Source organism: Streptomyces sp. PsTaAH-137, assembly GCF_003259365.1.
GTDB lineage: Bacteria > Actinomycetota > Actinomycetes > Streptomycetales > Streptomycetaceae > Streptomyces.
This window is the reverse complement of the sequence record NZ_QLLY01000011.1, coordinates 1-17,391: the sequence shown is the minus strand read 5'-3', so window position 1 is coordinate 17,391 and position 17,391 is coordinate 1. Positions and strand designations below refer to the sequence as shown.

15 protein-coding genes are annotated in these 17,391 nt (G+C 71.1%); 6 read left to right on the top strand and 9 right to left on the bottom strand.

All coding sequences use genetic code 11. The features are described 5' to 3' along the window. Position 1 precedes the first annotated feature (1 nt). Positions 2-403: a DUF742 domain-containing protein gene (locus tag K377_RS24015; RefSeq protein WP_111665573.1), complete on the top strand. Its 402-nt coding sequence runs from the start codon at positions 2-4 to the stop codon at positions 401-403. Between the two features lie 36 nt (positions 404-439). Further along, positions 440-1,045 carry an ATP/GTP-binding protein gene (locus K377_RS24010; protein ID WP_111665572.1) on the top strand — a complete coding sequence of 202 codons (606 nt, stop codon included), beginning with the start codon at positions 440-442 and terminating at the stop codon, positions 1,043-1,045. A gap of 135 nt (positions 1,046-1,180) precedes the next feature. Here K377_RS24010 and glpK read toward each other — a convergent pair whose 3' ends face one another. The 6 genes from glpK to K377_RS23980 all read right to left on the bottom strand — a co-directional run bounded on the left by glpK (position 1,181) and on the right by K377_RS23980 (position 8,226). Beyond that, positions 1,181-2,698 carry a glycerol kinase GlpK gene (glpK, locus tag K377_RS24005; RefSeq protein ID WP_111665571.1) on the bottom strand — a complete coding sequence of 506 codons (1,518 nt, stop codon included), beginning with the start codon at positions 2,696-2,698 and terminating at the stop codon, positions 1,181-1,183. A 101-nt stretch (positions 2,699-2,799) separates the two neighbouring features. Continuing rightward, entirely contained in the window at positions 2,800-3,552 is a 753-nt protein-coding gene (locus K377_RS24000) for an MIP/aquaporin family protein (RefSeq protein ID WP_111665570.1), read from the bottom strand. Positions 3,553-3,926: 374 nt separating this feature from the next. Then, complete coding sequence (locus K377_RS23995; protein ID WP_111665569.1) at positions 3,927-5,558, bottom strand: GGDEF domain-containing protein; 1,632 nt, start codon at positions 5,556-5,558, stop codon at positions 3,927-3,929. A gap of 122 nt (positions 5,559-5,680) precedes the next feature. Beyond that, a complete protein-coding gene (locus K377_RS23990) occupies positions 5,681-6,871 on the bottom strand; it encodes a lipid-transfer protein (protein WP_111665568.1) in 1,191 nt (396 codons plus the stop codon). Further along, complete coding sequence (locus tag K377_RS23985) at positions 6,868-7,326, bottom strand: Zn-ribbon domain-containing OB-fold protein (RefSeq protein WP_111665567.1); 459 nt, start codon at positions 7,324-7,326, stop codon at positions 6,868-6,870. The genes K377_RS23990 and K377_RS23985 overlap by 4 nt, the downstream gene beginning before the upstream one ends. A 90-nt stretch (positions 7,327-7,416) precedes the next feature. Continuing rightward, positions 7,417-8,226 carry a M15 family metallopeptidase gene (locus K377_RS23980; RefSeq protein WP_111665566.1) on the bottom strand — a complete coding sequence of 270 codons (810 nt, stop codon included), beginning with the start codon at positions 8,224-8,226 and terminating at the stop codon, positions 7,417-7,419. Between the two features lie 71 nt (positions 8,227-8,297). Between K377_RS23980 and K377_RS23975 the strand changes: the two genes are divergently transcribed. Further along, a complete protein-coding gene (locus tag K377_RS23975; protein ID WP_111665565.1) occupies positions 8,298-8,834 on the top strand; it encodes an NUDIX domain-containing protein in 537 nt (178 codons plus the stop codon). 32 nt (positions 8,835-8,866) lie between these two features. Here the strand turns inward: K377_RS23975 and K377_RS23970 are convergent, their stop codons facing one another. Then, positions 8,867-11,236 carry a glycoside hydrolase family 31 protein gene (locus K377_RS23970; RefSeq protein ID WP_111665816.1) on the bottom strand — a complete coding sequence of 790 codons (2,370 nt, stop codon included), beginning with the start codon at positions 11,234-11,236 and terminating at the stop codon, positions 8,867-8,869. Positions 11,237-11,450: 214 nt separating this feature from the next. On the opposite strand from K377_RS23970, the gene K377_RS23965 reads away from it, so the two are divergent. Next, positions 11,451-13,424 (top strand): acetoacetate--CoA ligase, encoded by a 1,974-nt coding sequence (locus tag K377_RS23965; RefSeq protein ID WP_111665564.1) that lies wholly within the window; start codon positions 11,451-11,453, stop codon positions 13,422-13,424. 78 nt (positions 13,425-13,502) lie between these two features. Further along, positions 13,503-14,405: a hypothetical protein gene (locus K377_RS23960; protein WP_111665563.1), complete on the top strand. Its 903-nt coding sequence runs from the start codon at positions 13,503-13,505 to the stop codon at positions 14,403-14,405. Between the two features lie 82 nt (positions 14,406-14,487). Here the strand turns inward: K377_RS23960 and ptsP are convergent, their stop codons facing one another. Together ptsP and K377_RS23950 are read right to left on the bottom strand one after the other, a co-directional pair. Continuing rightward, complete coding sequence (gene ptsP, locus K377_RS23955; RefSeq protein ID WP_111665562.1) at positions 14,488-16,158, bottom strand: phosphoenolpyruvate--protein phosphotransferase; 1,671 nt, start codon at positions 16,156-16,158, stop codon at positions 14,488-14,490. Between the two features lie 75 nt (positions 16,159-16,233). Continuing rightward, positions 16,234-16,683, bottom strand: a complete 450-nt coding sequence (locus K377_RS23950; RefSeq protein WP_111665561.1) for a PTS glucose transporter subunit IIA — start codon at positions 16,681-16,683, stop codon at positions 16,234-16,236. 490 nt (positions 16,684-17,173) lie between these two features. Here K377_RS23950 and K377_RS42055 point away from each other — a divergent pair. Continuing rightward, the coding region (locus tag K377_RS42055) for a hypothetical protein (RefSeq protein ID WP_220093182.1) at positions 17,174-17,391 on the top strand (218 nt) is incomplete at its 3' end.

The window sequence follows — 17,391 nt, the reverse complement described above, 5'->3', positions numbered from 1 at the left end:
CATGAGCGCAGACGGTCAGGGGACGCAAGGGACGCACTGGTTCGACGACGACGCCGGGCCCGTCGTGCGCCCGTACGCCATGACACGCGGCCGCACCACGAGTGCGGGACAGCACCGTCTCGACCTCATCGCGGTCGTCGTCGCGCAGGCCCGCGGCGGCGACCCGGTCGCCGACCAGACCCTGTCGCCGGAACACGTCGACATCGTCGAACTGTGCCGGGACAGCCCGCAGTCGGTGGCTGAGCTCGCCGCGGAACTCGACCTGCCCGTCGGGGTCGTCCGCGTCCTGATAGGCGACCTCGTCGACGACGATCTGGTCCATGTGACCCGCCCGGTCCCACCGGCGGAACTGCCCGACGAGAGCATCCTGCGCGATGTGATCGACGGCCTCAGAGCCCTCTGATCGACAGCCCAACCAGTGAGTCAGGAGAGACAACCCATGATCTTCGGGCGTTCCGAGCGCGGCAGGGCCCCCGTCGAGCCCGTCACGCTCAAGATCCTGGTGGCCGGCGGCTTCGGCGTGGGCAAGACGACGCTCGTCGGCGCGGTCAGCGAGATCCGGCCGCTGCGCACGGAGGAACTGCTCAGTGAAGCGGGCCGCCCGGTCGACGACACCCAGGGCGTCGAGGGCAAGCACACCACCACCGTGGCCATGGACTTCGGCCGGATCACCGTCCGCGAGAACCTGGTCCTGTACCTCTTCGGCACACCGGGCCAGGACCGCTTCTGGTTCCTCTGGGACGAGCTCGCGACCGGTGCGCTGGGTGCCGTCGTCCTCGCCGACACCCGGCGGCTGGAGGACTGCTTCGCCGCCATCGACTACTTCGAGCGGCGTGACATCCCGTTCGTCGTCGGCGTCAACTGCTTCGAGGGCGCGGCCCGTTACCCGACCGACACGGTGCGCGAGGCCCTGGACCTCGACCCGGCCGTCCCCGTGGTGCTGTGCGACGCCCGCGAGAAGGACTCCGTGAAGAACGTGCTCATCGGCGTGGTCGAGCACGCCGCGGCCGTCTCCGCCCGGCGCCGCGAGCCGGCCGTCACCTGAACCGGCACGCGCGCGCAACCGTCACGCGCGAGCACGCGCGCGAGGAGGCAGTTTTCGCCTCTACGCGCGCGTACCTCTCAACCCGCGCCCGATGAGCGCTGACACGGGCGCGTACACGGGCGCTTATCCGCGTGCCTACACGCCGTCCTCGTGCCAGCCGAGGCTCTTCTCCACCGCCTTGTGCCAGTTGTGGTACTCGCGGTCCCGGGTCTGCGCGTCCATCGACGGCGTCCATTCGACGTCGCGCTGCCAGTGCGACTTCAGCTCGTCCAGGTCGTTCCACACCCCCGTCGCGAGCCCGGCCGCGTAGGCGGCGCCCAGGCACGTGGTCTCCGACACCCTGGGCCGGATCACGGGCACGTCGAGCACGTCCGCCTGGTGCTGCATCAGCAGGTTGTTCTTCGTCATGCCACCGTCGACCTTCAGGGTCGTGATCCGCACCCCGGAGTCCTGGTACATCGCGTCGACGACCTCACGGGTCTGCCAGCTCGTCGCCTCCAGGACGGCCCGCGCGAGATGCGCCTTGGTGACGTACCTGGTCAGCCCCGTGACGACACCGCGCGCGTCCGAGCGCCAGTACGGCGCGAACAGACCGGAGAACGCGGGCACGATGTACGCCCCGCCGTTGTCGTCCACGCTCGCGGCCAGCGTCTCGATCTCGTCGGCGGTCTTGATGATGCCGAGCTGGTCGCGGAACCACTGGACGAGCGCCCCGGTGATCGCGATCGACCCTTCGAGGCAGTACACCGGCGCCTCGGAGCCGATCTTGTACCCCATGGTGGTGAGCAGCCCGTTCTTCGAGGGAACCGGCCGGTTACCGGTGTTGAGCAGCAGGAAGCTGCCCGTGCCGTACGTGTTCTTCGCCGTACCGGTGTCGTAGCACGCCTGCCCGAACACGGCGGCCTGCTGGTCCCCGAGCGCGGACGCGACGGGCACCCCGGACAACTGCCCGACCGCCGTGCCGTACACCTCCGCCGACGAACGGATCTCCGGAAGGACCGCCTCGGGCACCCGCATCGCGGAGAGGATCGAGGCGTCCCACTGAAGGGTCTCCAGGTTCATCAGCATGGTGCGCCCGGCATTGGTCACATCGGTGACGTGCACACCGCCGTCGGTGCCGCCGGTCAGGTTCCAGATCAGCCACGAGTCGATCGTCCCGAAGGCGATGTCACCGCGTTCGGCCCGCGCCCGCAGCCCCGGCACGTTGTCGAGCAGCCAGGCCGCCTTGGGCCCGGAGAAGTAGCTCGCGAGCGGCAGACCGGTCTGCTCGCGGAACCGGTCCTGCCCGTCGGAGCCGCCCAGTTCGGTGCAGAGCGCCGAGGTCCGGGTGTCCTGCCACACGATGGCGTTGTGCACCGGCTTTCCGGTCGCGCGGTCCCACAGGACCGTGGTCTCCCGCTGGTTGGTGATGCCGAGGGCGCTGAGCTGGTCGGCGCGCAGTCCGGCCTTGGCGAGCGCGCCGGCCACGACCGCCTGGACCTTGGACCAGATCTCGGTGGCGTCGTGCTCCACCCAGCCGGGCTTGGGGAAGATCTGACGGTGTTCGCGCTGGTCGACGGCGACGATCTCGCCGTCCTGGTTGAAGATGATGCAACGGCTCGACGTGGTGCCCTGATCGATCGCGGCTACGTACTTCACGGAAGTCTCGGGCATGGCTACCCCTTCGTGAGCGGACGGTCGTACGTGGATCGGGTGTCGGAACGCCGTGGAACCTGGCCGGAACGATTCCGCGGCCGCGTTTCGGATCGCGGCTCTCAGAACGCCGCGTTGTAGATGACCCCCGCCAGCGCGCCGCCGATCAGCGGCCCGACGACCGGCACGAGGGCGTAACCCCAGTCGGACGTCCCCTTGTTGGGGATGGGCAGCAACTGGTGCACGATGCGCGGGCCCAGGTCGCGCGCGGGATTGATGGCGTACCCGGTCGGCCCGCCCAGCGACAGACCGATGCCGACGACCAGCAGCGACACGATCAGCACCGTCGTACCCGACTCGCCCAGGCCCTTGGTGAGCCCGAACGCCAGGATGGGCAGCACGAGCGCGATCGTCGCGATGACCTCGGTGAGCAGGTTCGCGGCGGGATTCCGGATCTCGGGGATCGTCGAGAAGATGCCGAGCGTCGGCAGCGGCCCGTCGTCGGCCGGCGCGCCCTCGGCGGCGGAACCCGTATTGGCGTTGAACTGCGCGAGATACACCAGGTACGCGAGGACGGCGCCCAGCATGGCGCCGACCATCTGGCCGCACAGATAGACCCAGACCTGGTCCCAGTCGCCTGTGTCGATGGCGATGCCGAGGGTGACGGCGGGGTTGAGATGGCCGCCCGACAGGGGCGCGGCCGTGTACGCGCCGGCCAGTACGCCGAACCCCCAGCCGAACGCGATGACGATCCAGCCCGAGGCTCTTGCCTTGGAATGCTTCAGGGTGACGGCGGCGCAGACGCCCGCGCCGAACAGGATCAGAATGGCGGTGCCGATGACCTCACCGACGAAGATGTCTCCGTTGCTGTGCATAGCGGCTCCTAGCCCCTCGCCCGGGGCGGAGCGCCCCGGTCCTCCGCGCAGGGGGCGTTTCCCCTGGCTGGTTCTGGCTACTTCGGCCGTGGTCAGGGGAGGTCCCGTGCCCTGCCCGGCGTCCGTGACGAGCGTGCCCGCACAGCCGGAACCGCGCGTGGGGGAGCGGCCCTGACCTGCCACGATCGGAGGTGGGCCGGCTTGCGGCGATGCCGACTGACACCCGGAAGTGTTCACCGGCCGTACTGGAGCGTCAAGGTCGCCGACCGCAACGGTTGACCGGTGGCGGACACTCCGGCAAGCGCGTTCTGCCGGACGGCTTTCGGCAGCGCGGCCATGACCTGCGCGAAGCGTTCTCGTGGCGGTGCGACGCCTCAGGCCGTCGGCAGGACGCTTCCGTCCGCCGCCGTCCCGCGCCGCACCACGTAGCCCGCACGGCCCGCCTGCCCGCACACCCAACTCGCCCCGGGCAGCGCCTTGGCGACCCGCTTGAGCGGCGCCAGTGAGGCCGCCGCCCCGCGATGGTCGGGCACGCTGCCCGGCGGGCACACCAGCGTGGCGAGCGACAGCGTCACCGCGCGACCGCCCGCCGACCAGGGCGCGTCGAGCAGCGCGACGGCGAGTGGGTCCAGCCGCTCCGGATCGGCCAGGACCAGGAAGTCGTCGCCCCCGATGTGCCCGACGCGTACGGTCTCCGACTCCGTACGCGCCAGTGCCCGCCCCACCGCGCGGATCAGTTCGTCACCCGCGGCGAACCCCGCCCCGTCGTTGACCTGTTTGAACCCGTCGATGTCCAGCCAGGTCAGGGCGAAGCCCCGGCCCTGCGCGAGCCGGCGGTCCACCTCGCCGGTGACCGCGTCCGAACCGGGCAGCCGCGTGAGCGGATTGAGACCGGCCGCCTCCTCCACCCGGCTCTCCGCGAGGGCCCGTACGAGGTCGGCGAGGCGTACGACGCCCACGCACCGTCCCCGGCCGTCGACCACGGCGACGTCGTCGGCGGTGCGGCTGCGCTCGCCGTCCGCGACGACGTCCAGCACCTCCCAGGCGGTCGCCGCGACGCCCACGGTGCGCGGCGGGTCGCCGAGGCGCGCCGCGGGCCGGTCCGCGTAGAGGGCGTGCCCGTAGCGCGCGGACAGCGACAGCAGGAACCGGTCCCGCTGCACCGACCGCACGGGCACCCCGGCCGTGTCCACGAGCAGCACGCCCGACACCTCCGGCGCCCCGGTCAGCAGCGTGCGCACCTGTTCCGCGGAGGCGCCCTGCGGCAGCAGCGCGGCGGGCCGCACGAACTCCCGCACCGACGGCCCGGCCGGCCTCGGCATCCCGGCCGCGGAGCGCAGTTCGGGCAGGAAGACATCCGACGACGGCAGCCGGGACGGCGGCGCGAACAGCACACCCTGCGCGAGCTGTGCCCCCGCGTCCCGGGCCGCGGCGCACTGCGCCTCCGACTCCACTCCTTCGACCGCGAGCAGCGCCCCCGACTCCTCGCACAGGGTCCGCATTGCCCGCACCGACGCCGTACGCGCCAGCAGCGAAGTGTCCAGCTTGACCAGATCGGGCGCCAGATCGTCGAGCAGCCGCAACGGCAGGTCGCCGTCCCCGACCCCGTCCGCACAGATCCGGAACCCTTCGTCCCGCAGTGCCGCGACGCCCTCGATGAGCGCCCGGTGGGGTACGTGCGTGAACGGCGGCCCCACGTCGACGGTGATCTCCCACGGCAGCCGTCCCGCAGCCCGCACCGCGTCCCGCAGCGCCGAGAGCCCGCCGAGGTCGGCGAGCGTGCCCGCGAACACATTCACGTGCAGCGGCAGCAGCGTCTCCTTGCGCGCGGCGTCGCCGACCGCCAACGCGGCGAGCCGACCGTCGAGTTCGGGCTCGCGCCGGGCCCGGGCCAGCACGTCGCCGTGCTCCGGACGCGCCAGGATCTCCAGCGCTGCCACCGTCCCCGTGGCCAGATTGACCACGGGCTGGAAGGCGAAGCGAAGACTGTCCGTCCAGGAGCGCACGGCAGCATGATGCTGCCCCCGGCGCACCTCCAGGTCCAGTTCACACGCTGTTCACGCAGCATTCCCAGGCGATCACGCAGCGTACGAACCCGCTGATCAAGCCCGCCGCCCGAGCCTCTCGGTCAACGCACCGCCACGACCGACGAACCGTGCCCGAAGAGCCCCTGGTTGGCCGTGATCCCGACCCGGGCCCCGGCCACCTGCCGCGCCCCGGCCGTGCCCCGCAACTGCCAGGTCAGCTCGCACACCTGGGCGATGGCCTGAGCCGGCACCGCCTCCCCGAAGGACGCGAGCCCACCGCTGACGTTCACGGGTATGCGTCCGCCGGGTGCCGTCGCCCCCTCGCGCAGCAGTTTGGCCGCTGCCCCTTCGGCGCACAGCCCCAGGTCCTCGTACCACTGCAACTCCAGGGCGGTGGACAGGTCGTAGACCTCGGCGAGCGACAGCTCCTCGGGTCCGATGCCGGCCTCTTCATAGGCGGCCTGGGCTATGGAGGACCGGAAGGAGGGCCCGTCCGCCTCGACCCCCGCGGCCGAGTCCGTCGCGATGTCCGGGAGGTCGAGCACCGTGCTCGGATACGTGGGCGTCACCGTGGACACCGCCCGGATCCGTACGGGATCGGTGACTCCGCGGCGCCGCGCGAACTCCATGCTGGACAGCACCAGCGCCGCGCCGCCGTCCGACGTGGCGCAGATGTCCAGGAGCCGCAGCGGATCGGAGACGACGGCGGAGGCGGCCACCTCCTCGGCCGACACGGCCTTGCGGTAGCGGGCGTGCGGATTGAGTGCCCCGCAGGCCGCGTTCTTCACCTTCACCTGGGCGAAGTCCTCCAGGGTGTCCCCGTGCACGGCCATCCGCCGACGCGCGTACAGCCCGAAGTACGTCGGATTGGTGGCGCCGAGCACCCGGAACCGCAGCCAGTCGGGATCGTCCTGCCGATCACCCCCGGCGGGCCGGAAGAAGCCCTTGGGCGCGGCATCGGCGCCGACGACGAGCACGACGTCCGCGAGCCCCGCGAGGATCTGCGCGCGCGCCGTGGCGACGGCCTGCGCCCCCGAGGCGCACGCCGCGTACACGCTGGTCACGCGGGCTCCCTGCCAGCCCAGAGCCTTCGCGAACGTCGCCCCCGCCACATACCCGGGATATCCGCCGCGCACGGTGTCGGCGCCGACCACCGACTGCACGTCCTGCCACTCGACCGCCGCGTCGGCGAGCGCCGCCCGCGCCGCGGCCGTCCCGTACTCGACGAAGCTGCGCCCCCACTTGCCCCAGGGGTGCATGCCCGCGCCGAGCACCGCCACGTCCCCCGTCATGCCGTCACCCCCGTCGGCCACCAGTGCCACGTCGTCCAGGCCGTACCGCTCGCCTCGTCCCCGTCCTCGCTGAGCAGGCCCGGTACGACCTCCACCTCCATGCCGATCTCCAGATCGGCCACGGACACCCCGGGAACCCCCTGCCCGAGCACCACCAATCGCTCAGCGGCAAGCTCCACAGCGATCAACGTGTAGGGCTCCCAGGGAAGTTCCCGGTCCGAGACGTACGGCTCCGGCGGCCGGTAGCGCGCGTCCGTGTACGACCAGATCCGCCCGCGCCGGGAGAGCGGCACCTCGACCAGGTCGCCGCCCGCGCACGCGGGGTTGCGGCAGGCCCCGTCCTCCCGCGGGAAGTACACGGACGCGCAGGCCGAGCAGCGCGTCCCCAACAGGCGGAAGTCCTCACCCTCGCCGGCGAACCAACCGGCCACGACCGGCGTGCGCGTACGTGTCACGAACCCTCCCGACACCGAATCTGACGGAACGTCAGAAGTGTGCCACGGGCAACCGCCCGCCGTCAGGGGGCCCGCAGAACCGGCCGCGGCTCAGTGCCCGGTCAGCGACCTCCGCGAGATCGGAAAGTCGAAGTACGTGTCCGGGAACAGCTCCGGCTTGTAGGTGAAGTGCCACCACTCCTCGGGCAGGTTGACGAACCCCTGGTCCGAGAGCGCGTCGCGCAGCAGGTCCCGATGGGTGCGCTGCACTCCCTGGACACGGGGATCGTCCGTGTGCGCCAGGGTGTCGAAGCAGTCGAACCCCGTCCCCATGTCGACGGAGTTGTCGGGGAAGCGCTCCTTCTGCGGCCCGTAACAGGCCTTGAGCGGCTCACCCGGCCGGTACGGGCGTGTGGGCAGCGCCGGCAGCCTCACGACCGTCAGATCGACGGTGGAGCCCCGGCTGTGGCCGGACTTCTCGGCGATGTACCCGTCCGCGAACAGCCGTGTCTTGTCCACCTGCGGATAGAACTCCGCCTTCATCTTCTGGTCGTCGAGATCCTTGGCCCACCGCACGAAGTGATCGACGGCTCGCTGGGGCCGGTAACAGTCGTAGACCTTCAGGGAGTAGCCCCGCTTCAGCAGCCCGGCCTGCGCCTTGTGGAGCGCTTCGGCGGCCGGTCTCGTCAGGATGCACATCGGCTTCTTGTAGCCGTCGACCGGCTCTCCCACGAAGTTGTGCCCGGTGAAATAGCGGATCTCCTGGATGATCGTGGGATCGACGTCGGCGAGCGCCACGAACTCCTTCGGCGCCTTGGGATCGGGAGCCGCCCGGGCGACCGACGGAGCGGCGGCCGTACCGAGCAGCGCGGCAGCCGTGAGGACAGCGAGTTTCCGCAGAGCGGCGGCAGTTCGATTCATGGCCCTGCGTCTATCAGGCCGCGGGCCCGCAAGGGAAGACCGGACTCCGGTGATCGGATACAGTCCGCGCCGTGTCCGCATCAACCCATTCCACGGTCAACCCCGTTCCGGATTCGCACTGTTCGAGCTGCGGAACCGCCTACGGGGCCGACGTACAAGGCTGGCCGCGCACCTGCCCCGCCTGCCACTCCGTCGCCTATCGCAACCCGCTGCCGGTGGCGATCGCCCTGCAGCCCGTGTACGACACGACGGGCACCGCCCTCGTCGTGATCACCCGCACCATCGCGCCCGCACGCGGCGAGGTCGCGCTGCCCGGCGGCTTCGTCGACGACCGGGAGGACTGGCGCCAGGCCGTCGTCCGGGAGCTGAGGGAGGAGACGGGCATCGACACCGCGAGCCGCGACGTACGCCTCGTGGACGCCATGAGCGCCCCGGACGGCCATCTGCTCCTCTTCGGCGCGCTGCCGGAACGTCCCGTGGCCCAGCTGCCGACGAGCGCCCCCACGGACGAGACCGACGGATGGCACCTGCTGCGCCGCCCGGCCGAACTCGCCTTCCCCCTGCACACGGTGGCGGTCCGGGCCTGGTTCGAAGGCCGCTACATGTAGCCGGTGCACCGATCGAGGACCGGCCCAGCCCGTCACAGACCCCGTACCCGCACCGGGTGCGGGGGCCGCCCATCGCCCTCGCCGTCGATCTCGACGACGACCCGGTCCCCGCCGCGGTGCACCCGGTAGCGCTCGATCTCCGGGTCCTCCCGCCCGTCTCCGGCGTCCACGGCGACGTAACCGCCGCCCGTGCGCCCCGGCGCGGGCGCCCAGACGTCCAGCGCGATGCCCCCGTCCTCGGCACGCACCGGAATCACGGCGCCCGCGCGCGCGAGGACGGGAATCCGCGACAGCGGGGCACTCACCGTCACCCGCCCCGGACCGTCGAACACCTCGCCGGTCACCGTGTCGTACCACCGCCCCCGCGGCAGAAGAACGTCCCTGCTCCTGACCCCGGGCCCCCACACCGGAGCGACCAGCAAGGAGTCACCCACCAAGAAGGCGTCCTCACAGTCGCGCAGCGCCCGGTCCTCGGGCGCCGCCCACCACACAGGACGCACATACGGAGCACCCGTACGCCGGGCGAAGTGGGCGAGCGTCAGGAAGTAGGGCAGCAGGCGCCGACGCTCGTCCAGCGCCACGCGCGCGTGCCCGAGCACGTCGTCGCCGAACCTCCACGGCTCGCGGCGCCCCGCGCGCAGCGCCGAATGGGTGCGGAAGAGCGGCAAGTAGGCGCCCAGCTGGAACCAGCGCAGGAACAGCTCGGGCGACGGCTCCCCCTCCGCACCGCATACATCCGCTCCCGCGTACGGCACCCCGCACAGCCCGAGCCCCACGACCAGCGACAGCGAGGCCCGCAGACCGGGCCAGCCGGTCGCGACCCCGCCGGACCAGCTCCCTCCATAGCGCTGCATCCCGGCCCAGCCCGAACGCGAGCACACGAAGGGCCGCTCCTGCGGCTGGAGTTCACGGAGCCCCTCGTAGCCCGCCCGCGCCATGCACAACCCGTACACGTTGTGCACCTCCCGATGATCGGCCCCGCGGCCGTCGAGATCGTGCCGGGCCGACAGCGGCAGCGAACGGTTCCCGAACGCGGCGAACGACAGGGGCTCGCTCACGTCGTGCAAGAACCCCGAGGAGCCCTGGGCGAGCCGTGCCTCGTACAGCCCGCCCCACCACTTCCGCACCCGCTCCGCGGTGAAATCCGGGTACACCGATGCACCACCCTGAACGACACCGCGCACCGGCCTGCCCGTCGTGTCCCGCACGAAGGCGTCGATCGCGCGTCCGCCGTCGTAGACCGCGTCGCCGCGCTCCGGACCGACCCCGGGGCCGACGACGGACGCCAGACGCACCCCGTCGGCGCGCAAGTCGTCCGCCAGCCGGCGCAAGGACCCGGGCGAATCATCAGAAACGCCCGGACTCTGCCGCGCCTTGTGGTGATCGACGTCCAGATGCACCGCGTCCAGGGGCAACCCGCGCTCCTGATAGCCGGCCACCACACGACGCACCTCCCGCTCGGTCCCCGCCCCGTCACCGAAGCCCCGGAGCGCGTGCTGATGCCCCAGCGCCCAGGACGGCGGCACCACGGCACCACCGGTCAGCTGCGCCCACCCCTGCACCACCCGCGACGGCGTGCCCACCAGGGCCCAGCACCGCAGCGGACCGCCCCGCATCCGCAGCTCGCTGGAGCCGACGCTGTCGTGCCCCGACCCGTCGCCCTCGCGCCCCTCACGAAGAGCGACCGTGCCGTCCCACGTCGTGTCGTGGAACACCAGGTGCGTGCCCGCGTCGGCGACCACCATCTGCACCGGCATGGTGAGGGACAGCGGATCGTCCCCCGGACCGAACGCCCCGTGCGGAGCGGTGTTCCACATCCGGTACCTGCCGTCACGCAGCCGCGGTCCCGAAGGACGCCCGCCGAGACCGAAGAACCGCGCGTCCGCGGCGACCTCGGACCGCTGCGCCCAGCGCGCCTCGCCGCCACCCTCCGGCTCCCACCAGCGCGGCGGCAGCTCCCGGCGCAGCAGCACGCCGCCCGGCGTGCACAGCTCGATGGTCCCGTGCCGGGACACCGTCACCGTCGCCCGCTCGGCGACCACCCGCCACCCGCCGTCCTTGTCCGGCTCCAGCGTCACCCGGGCGTCCGGCTCCGGACACACCCCGGCCAAGGCGTACGAGGGCTCCGGATCGGCCCCGTCCCACCCCCAGAAGACCGCACCGTTCACCGTCACCAGGATCCGCAGCACGGAGCGGGCGAAACGCACCCGGCCGCCGCCGGGCGCCGGATCCACCCCGACCACACGTCCCGGAACCCGCGCCCGTGCGGGGCCCTGCTGCTGCGGCAGCCCCACCGAGTCCGCCCTGCGATGCCGCCACGAGGCGCGCACAACCCGAAGCCCCTGGGCGGCACCCACCTGTGAAACCGCCTTCACCGAGCGCACCAGGTCACGACCGTTCATGCTGCTCACCCTGCCACTGACCGCCACGCGCGCGTGCCGCGTTCAACTTCCGTTCATCGGTGGTGCAGACACATCTTCACGACACGGACTATGTGGGGGACGCCCTGGTGTCGAAGTCGATCACGTGGCATCGTCCCTGTCAGCCGCGTCACGCGCACACCCCAGCCCGTGCGCGCCAAGGACGCCCACGCCGCGTACTTCCGGGAGCCGCCCCATGGACACTGCGAACCCCTCGCCGCTCTGGCAGCCCGATCGGGAACAGATCGCCGACGCGCGGATCACCCGTTTCCAGGCCTGGGCGGCCGAGCACCACGGAGCCCCCGCCGACGGCGGCTACGAGGCACTGCACCGCTGGTCGGTGACCGAACTCGAAACCTTCTGGAAAGCCGTCACCGACTGGTTCGACGTGCGCTTCACGCATCCCTACGCGCGCGTGCTGGGCAGCCGCTCCATGCCGGGCGCCGAGTGGTTCCCCGGCGCCACCCTCAACTACGCCGAACACGCACTGCGCGCGGCGGAGGACCCCGCGCGGGCGGACACCCCCGCCATCCTCCACGTCGACGAGACGCAGGAACCCCGCCCCGTCACCTGGGCGGAGCTGCGCCGCCAGGTCGGCTCGCTCGCGGCGGAACTCCGCACCCTCGGCGTCCGCCCCGGCGACCGCGTCAGCGGCTACCTGCCCAACATCCCCGAAGCGGTCGTCGCCCTGCTCGCCACCGCCGCCGTCGGCGGAGTCTGGACCTCCTGCGCGCCCGACTTCGGCGCCCGCAGCGTCCTGGACCGCTTCCAGCAGGTCGAACCCGTCGTCCTGTTCACCGTCGACGGCTACCGCTACGGCGGCAAGGAGCACGACCGGCGCGACACCGTCGCCGAACTCCGCTCGGCACTGCCCTCCCTGCGCGCCGTGGTGCACATCCCCCTGCTCGGCACCGAGGCCCCCGAGGACGCCCACGAATGGGCCGACCTCACCTCCGCCGACGTGACACCCGTCTTCGAGGCCGTGCCGTTCGACCACCCCCTGTGGGTGCTCTACTCCTCGGGCACCACCGGCCTGCCGAAGGCCATCGTCCAGTCCCAGGGCGGCATCCTCGTCGAGCACCTCAAACAGCTCGGACTCCACTGCGACCTCGGCCCCGACGACCGGTTCTTCTGGTACACGTCCACGGGCTGGATGATGTGGAACTTCCTCGTCTCCGGACTGCTCACCGGCACCACGATCGTCACCTACGACGGAAGCCCCGGCTATCCCGAGACCGGCGCCCAGTGGGCCATCGCCGAACGCACCGGCGCTACCCTCTTCGGCACCTCCGCCGCCTACGTCATGGCCTGCCGCAAGGCCGGCGTGCACCCCTCACGCGACCACGACCTGTCCCGCGTCACCTGCGTGGCGACCACCGGCTCACCGCTGCCGCCGGACGGCTTCCGCTGGCTCCACGACGAGGTCCGCGACGACCTCTGGATCGCCTCGGTCAGCGGCGGCACCGACGTCTGCTCCTGCTTCGCCGGAGCCGTCGCCACCCTCCCCGTCCACATCGGCGAACTCCAGGCCCCCGCGCTCGGCACGGACCTCCAGGCCTGGGACCCCCAGGGCAACCCCCTCGTCGACGAGGTCGGCGAACTCGTCGTCACCAACCCCATGCCGTCCATGCCGATCCGCTTCTGGAACGACCCCGACGGCAGCCGCTACCACGACAGCTACTTCGACACCTATCCCGGCGTCTGGCGCCACGGCGACTGGATCACCCTCACCTCACGCGGCTCTGTCGTCATCCACGGCCGCTCCGACTCCACCCTCAACCGCCAGGGCGTCCGGATGGGATCGGCCGACATCTACGAGGCCGTGGAGCGGCTCCCCGAGATCCGCGAGTCCCTCGTCATCGGCCTGGAACAACCCGACGGCGGCTACTGGATGCCGCTCTTCGTCCACCTCGCACCCGGCGCGGTCCTCGACGACGACCTCCGCTCCCGCATCAAGCAGGCCATCCGCGAACAGCTCTCGCCCCGCCACGTCCCCGACGAGATCATCGAAGCCCCCGGCGTCCCGCACACCCTCACCGGCAAGCGCATCGAGGTACCGGTCAAGCGGCTCCTCCAGGGCACGCCCCTGGAAAAGGCGGTGAACCCGGGCTCCATCGACAACCTCGACCTGCTCAAGTTCTACGAGGACATCGCCCGCAAGCGCGCCTGAGCACCCCCGCTCCGGGGCCGTTGTCAGTGGCCGTGATTACTCTGAGTGAGCATTGATCGAGCACGCTCAGGGGGAACCATGGCGCACACACAGCACGGCCCGACCACCACCTCGCGGCACATCCTGCGCCGCGAGGTGGCCGGAACCATCGGCCTGTTGGCGGACGAGCAGGACTTCACGGCGATGCGGCGCTACCGCAGCTTCACCTTCGAGGACCACCAGACATATCTGCGGCAGGTGGAAGGGCTGCTCAAATCCCTGGCCGCGTCCGGCAGCCACACCAGCGTCGCGCTCTTCGACCCCGACGAGTACGCGGACTTCTGCGCGGAGACCGGCCTGGAACCGGACACCGCCACGAGCCGCGGCCGCTTCACCGCGGAGCTCGCCTCGATCGGCCCGGCCCTCCCGTACGAGGGACAGCCACTGGCCGATCTCGTCCCCGACCTCGTCGAGGCGGCGGTCCGCCAGGCGACGTGGACCTACGCCTCCTCCGTCCTCGCCCGCCTGGGCCCCTGCGCGATCTGCCACCAGGACATCGGCAGGATCGCCTTCGCCCGCGCCTCCTATCTCGTCGCGCGCGTGCTCGACACCATCGGCGAGGGCACCCACCACCTGGTGTGCAGCGCCTCCACCGGCCGCGAACCGCTCCAAGCGGTGCTTCTCGTGGACGCCACCACACCCGACACCGTCAAGCTGGACGAGACCGCGGCGATGGAGCTGGCCACCGTGCTCGCCCTGGCCATCGCCACCGGGAGCGCCTGCGCTCTCGTCCTGCGCACCAGCAGGGCGGGGGAGCGGGACCAGGTGTACGGCTGGCAGGTGAAGGAGGAGAGCCTGCGCACGCTCACTGCGGCACAGGTCTTCGACGCCTACTGCATCGACGCCTACTCCGGAGACGTACTGGCGCCCGAGCCCGACGTCGACTACTGCACCGCTCCGGAGGTGCCCACCACCGACCCGGAGGGCAGGCACCTGCACTGACCCCACGGGAGAGCGCGAAGGGCGCTCCACCAGAGGTGGAGCGCCCTTCGCGAAAGCGGCGGACCGACGCCCGCCTCGTCGCCTACTCGCCGGAGAGCACGGCCTGAGCGGCGTTACGGGCTTCCTCGGCGGAGTCCGCGGCACGCGCCGCGGCCGCCGCACGCTCGCACTGGGCCAGCGTGTACTTGCCGAGCGTCGCGCGCACGTACGGAATCGACGCGGCACCCATGGAAAGCGAGGTGACACCCAGACCGGTCAGCACACAGGCCAGCAGCGGATCCGACGCGGCCTCACCACACACGCCACAGCTCTTGCCCTCGGCCTTGGCGGCCTCGGCGGAGAGCGCGACCAGGTCGAGCAGTGCGGGCTGCCACGGGTCCTGCAGACGAGACACGGCACCGACCTGACGGTCGGCGGCGAACGTGTACTGCGCGAGGTCGTTGGTGCCCAGCGACAGGAACTCGACCTCCTGCAGCACGGAACGGGCCCGCAGCGCGGCGGACGGGATCTCCACCATCGCGCCGAACTTGGCCTGCAGCCCGGCCTCGCGGCAGGCGTCGGCGAACGCCTTGGCGTCGGCACGGTCGGCCACCATCGGCGCCATGACCTCGAGGTAGACCGGCAGCCCCTCGGAGGCCTTCGCCAGCGCGGTCAGCTGCGTGCGCAGCACCTCGGGGTGGTCGAGCAGGGACCGCAGACCGCGCACGCCCAGCGCCGGGTTGGGCTCGTCGGCGGGCGTCAGGAAGTCCAGCGGCTTGTCGGCACCGGCGTCGAGCACCCGCACCACGACACGTCCCTCGGGGAACGCCTCCAGCACCTGGCGGTACGCCTCGACCTGCTTCTCCTCGGACGGAGCGTGCGCGCTGTCGTCGAGGAACAGGAACTCGGTGCGGAAGAGACCGACACCTTCGGCGCCCGCGTCGAGGGCCGCCGGCACGTCCGCCGGGCCGCCGATGTTGGCGAGCAGCGGCACCTTGTGCCCGTCCGAGGTGGCACCCGGACCGGTCGAGGCCGCCAGAGCAGCCTTGCGCTCGGCGGCCGCGGCCTCGAGGGAAGCGCGCTTCTCGGCGCTCGGGTCGACGAAGATCTCACCCGTGCTGCCGTCGACGGCGACGACGGTACCTTCGGCGAGCTCTCCGGCACCGGGCAGCGCCACGACGGCGGGCACCCCGAGGGCACGCGCCAGGATGGCGCTGTGACTGGTCGGACCGCCCTCCTCCGTGACGAAGCCGAGCACGAGCGCCGGGTCCAGCAGCGCGGTGTCCGCGGGCGCCAGGTCTCGGGCGATGAGGACGTACGGCTCGTCGCTGTCCGGCACGCCCGGCATCGGAACACCGAGCAGCCGGGCGACGATACGGTTCCGCACGTCGTCGAGGTCGGCGACACGGCCGGCCATGTACTCACCGGCACCGGCCAGCAGCTCGCGATAGTGCGAGAAGGCGTCGTAGATCCCGCGCTCGGCCGTGCTGCCGACGGCGACACGGCGGTCGACGTCGGCGATCAGCTCGGGGTCCTGAGCGATCATGGCCTGGGCCTCGAGCACGGCCTGTGCCTCGCCGCCGGCCAGATTGCCGCGCGCGATCAGGTCGGCCGCGACAGCTTCGACGGCCTGGCGGGCGCGCCCCTGCTCGCGCTCCGCGTCCTCCGCCGCAATCTGCTTGGCCGGCGGTTCGAGCACCGCTGTTCCCATGTGCCGAACCTCGCCGATCGCCACACCGTGGCTCACGCCGACGCCTCGCAGCGTTGTCTCCATCTCACCCGTCTCCGATAGTGCGGCGGCCGTGCCGCCGCGGTGGTTGTCCTGTCGGCCGTCAGTGACGGCGCACTGTTACTTCCAGCCGAACAGCGCCGCGCCCGCCGTGAGGTCGCCGGACTCGACGACGTCGGAGAGCGACTCGGCGGTGGCCTCGAGCGCGACGACGGGGCAGACCGGCGACTTGCCGGCGGCCTCGACGGCGGCCGGGTCCCAGCGCACCACGGCCTGGCCGCGCGTCACGGTGTCCCCCTTGTTGACGAGCAGTTCGAAGCCCTCGCCGTTGAGCTGCACGGTGTCGATGCCCAGGTGCGTCAGCACACCGTGTCCCTCTTCGTCCACGACGACGAAGGCGTGCGGGTGGAGGGAAACGACGATGCCGTTGACGGGAGCGACGGCCTCGGAAGGCTCGCGCACAGGGTCGATGGCGGTGCCGGGCCCGACCATCGCACCGGAGAAGACCGGGTCAGGAACGGCGGAGAGCCCAATGGCGCGTCCTGCAAGCGGGGACGTCACATCGGTCATGGCAAGCCTCCCAGGGGTGGAGATTGGTGGTCGTCGTCACTGCCTGTCCTGGACGACGTACCGTTTCGAAGCGTAAGTCATAAAAAGTCCCGGTTCCGCATGAGAGGTACCGGTTGGCTGACGTAGAGCACCGCGCAAACGATTTGCACCGCGCGCGGGGCCCCCTGTACTGTCGTACCTCCGCCCGGGAGCACGAGGTACCAACGAGTGCCCGACTCCTGCGGCCTCTAAGAGTCGAACCCTACATGTGGTCTAGACCTGTGTGCGCATAGGTGTGGTCAGCGGGGTGAAAAAAGACTGCTAGAGTTACGGCCGCCGGAAAGGAAAGCGCGAAAGCGCAATTCTGGAAAGCGGAGCAAGACCCCGAGGAAATCGGCCGGTGAAACGGTCTGATAGAGTCGGAAACACGAAATGCCGAAGGGAAGCGCCCGGAGGAAAGCCCGAGAGGGTGAGTACAAAGGAAGCGTCCGTTCCTTGAGAACTCAACAGCGTGCCAAAAATCAACGCCAGATATGTTGATACCCCGTCTCCGGCCATCAGGCTGGGACGAGGTTCCTTTGAAAAAGTCCTGCCGGTCACTGACTGGCAGGCGCACAGCGAGGACGCTGTGAACCGGAAGATTATTCCTCTTCTGGTTCCGCTCTCGTGGTGTCACCCCGATTACGGGGAAACATTCACGGAGAGTTTGATCCTGGCTCAGGACGAACG

What these genes read in the sequence shown, in the direction of transcription:
- K377_RS23970 (WP_111665816.1), bottom strand. Translation starts at nt 11,236, where the DNA reads ATGAACGGTCGTGACCTGGTGCGCTCGGTGAAGGCGGTTTCACAGGTG.
- K377_RS23960 (WP_111665563.1), top strand. Translation starts at nt 13,503, where the DNA reads ATGGCGCACACACAGCACGGCCCGACCACCACCTCGCGGCACATCCTG.
- K377_RS23965 (WP_111665564.1), top strand. Translation starts at nt 11,451, where the DNA reads ATGGACACTGCGAACCCCTCGCCGCTCTGGCAGCCCGATCGGGAACAG.
- K377_RS23980 (WP_111665566.1), bottom strand. Translation starts at nt 8,226, where the DNA reads ATGAATCGAACTGCCGCCGCTCTGCGGAAACTCGCTGTCCTCACGGCT.
- K377_RS24000 (WP_111665570.1), bottom strand. Translation starts at nt 3,552, where the DNA reads ATGCACAGCAACGGAGACATCTTCGTCGGTGAGGTCATCGGCACCGCC.
- K377_RS24010 (WP_111665572.1), top strand. Translation starts at nt 440, where the DNA reads ATGATCTTCGGGCGTTCCGAGCGCGGCAGGGCCCCCGTCGAGCCCGTC.
- K377_RS23990 (WP_111665568.1), bottom strand. Translation starts at nt 6,871, where the DNA reads ATGACGGGGGACGTGGCGGTGCTCGGCGCGGGCATGCACCCCTGGGGC.
- ptsP (WP_111665562.1), bottom strand. Translation starts at nt 16,158, where the DNA reads ATGGAGACAACGCTGCGAGGCGTCGGCGTGAGCCACGGTGTGGCGATC.
- K377_RS23950 (WP_111665561.1), bottom strand. Translation starts at nt 16,683, where the DNA reads ATGACCGATGTGACGTCCCCGCTTGCAGGACGCGCCATTGGGCTCTCC.
- glpK (WP_111665571.1), bottom strand. Translation starts at nt 2,698, where the DNA reads ATGCCCGAGACTTCCGTGAAGTACGTAGCCGCGATCGATCAGGGCACC.
- K377_RS24015 (WP_111665573.1), top strand. Translation starts at nt 2, where the DNA reads ATGAGCGCAGACGGTCAGGGGACGCAAGGGACGCACTGGTTCGACGAC.